This is a genomic window from Streptomyces sp. CoH27, assembly GCF_020181035.1.
GTDB lineage: Bacteria > Actinomycetota > Actinomycetes > Streptomycetales > Streptomycetaceae > Streptomyces > Streptomyces camelliae.
This window is the reverse complement of the sequence record NZ_JAIQYY010000099.1, coordinates 1-1,709: the sequence shown is the minus strand read 5'-3', so window position 1 is coordinate 1,709 and position 1,709 is coordinate 1. Positions and strand designations below refer to the sequence as shown.

General features: G+C 75.0%; 2 protein-coding genes. Both read right to left on the bottom strand.

All coding sequences use genetic code 11. The features are described 5' to 3' along the window. Positions 1-58: 58 nt before the first annotated feature. Positions 59-1,063 carry a hypothetical protein gene (locus LE548_RS45225; RefSeq protein ID WP_225102855.1) on the bottom strand — a complete coding sequence of 335 codons (1,005 nt, stop codon included), beginning with the start codon at positions 1,061-1,063 and terminating at the stop codon, positions 59-61. Position 1,064: 1 nt separating this feature from the next. Next, on the bottom strand, positions 1,065-1,565 hold the full coding sequence (locus LE548_RS45220) for an RNA polymerase sigma factor (RefSeq protein WP_225102854.1): 501 nt from the start codon (positions 1,563-1,565) through the stop codon (positions 1,065-1,067). Positions 1,566-1,709: the final 144 nt, after the last annotated feature.

The window sequence follows — 1,709 nt, the reverse complement described above, 5'->3', positions numbered from 1 at the left end:
GCGGCACCGGTGCCGGGCAGGCTCCGCCACCGGACGCCCACGCCTCGGCTCCGCCGGATCAGGGTGCCTCGCCCGACGGGCAGGCGGTGTGCAGGGAGTCGGGCAGCGCCTCGGTGATCCACGCCCGGTCGGCCGCGACCCGGGTGTCTCCCACGGCCCACAGGCTCGCGTGCTGCCGACTCGTGCGGACCGTGACGAGCACATGCTGTCCCGTGCGCGGGGCCGGCCGCGCTCCGCCGTCCAGCAGGAAGCTCACCTCGGCCGGGCCGTGGGCGGGCTTGTAGGAGTGGGTCACGGTGAGCGTGACCCGGTTCCGGGCAGTCCCCTTCTCCGGCTCCACCTGGGTCACCGCGCCCTCCACGACCAGCCGGGAGCAGGCGAGTTCGAGCGCCGGGTCGGCGGGCCGGCCACTGTCCGCCCCCTGGACCGGGGCTCTCTTGGCGTCCGAGGCCGCACGCGCGCCGCTGTCGGCGCTACCCGGGCTGTGCGTCACCATCCAGCCGAACCCGACGACCAGCGCGAACGCGGCAGCACCGGCGAGCGACCCGAGCGCGATCCGCACGGCCCGCCGACGACCGGAGGGGCGGCCGGGACGAGCGGAATGAGCGGGGCGAATGAGGCGAGTGGGGTGAGTGGGGCGAGTGGGGCCTGGCAGGCTTTCCGGCCTACGGTCGGAGAAGCGGCCGGGGCGAGCCGAGCCCGCCGGACCCTCCGGACGACGGCTGACGCTGCGGGTGCGGCCGGGGCGAGCCATGCTCGCGGAGGCCTCCCCTTTCGCATCCCTCTCCGCCTCCCCTTTCGCCTCCCTCTCCGCCGTCCCTTCTGCCTCCCCCTGCTCCGTCCCTTCCGCCTCCCCCGTCCTCACCTCTGTCTCTCCGGTCAACGCCTCGGCCAGCCATCCCAGTTGCGCCTTCAACACGGCCAGGTCGGCCTCAGCCTCCCGGTGTTCGGCGAGGAGGGCGGGGTCTTGGCGGGCCTCCTCCGGGAGGGGGTCCCCGGTGATGGCGGCCATCAGCGCGTCCATACCGCCGTACTCCCCGACGCCCTCGTGCTCGGCGGTCACGTCACACCACCTCGTCCTCGTGCAGCCGGTCCCGCAGTGCGCGGACCGCCGTGTGGAGCCTGCTCTTGACCGTGCCCTCGGGGACGCCCAGCTCCTCGGCGATGGCCCGCACGGGCAGGTCGGCGAAGAAGCGCAGGACCAGGACCTGGCGCTGGGCGTCGGTCAGCTCGTCCAGCCCCTGGGCGACGGTGAGCGAGAGCAGGCTGGTCTCCTCCCCGGAGGGGTGCGCGGGCTCCCGCAGGGACGCCAGCCGCTCCCCCAGCCGCTCCTGGCGCCGCCTGGCCCGGTGCCAGTCGACGGCGAGGCGGGAGGCGACGACCGCCGCCCACGCCGACACGTCCCGCGGCGCCTCCTGGCCGCTCGCGGTCCGCTCCAGCAGCCGCAGCCGGACCTGCTGCACCCCGTCCGGCAGGTCCGACTGCGGCACCCCGCCGAGCGCGAGCACCGCCCGCACCCGGCGTTCCTGGGCCGCGTCCAGCAGCACAAGCCACCCCCCCCTCACGCGTTTTCTCTACGACGCGGCAGCGGGCGGAAACGTTCGGCGGGGCCCGGGAACACGGTTCAGAGGGGTTGCGTCCTGGGAAGTGGTGTACGGGTTCGACCTGATCCGGGGGTTTGCTCCCGCGTCGGGGTGACGCCCGCATAG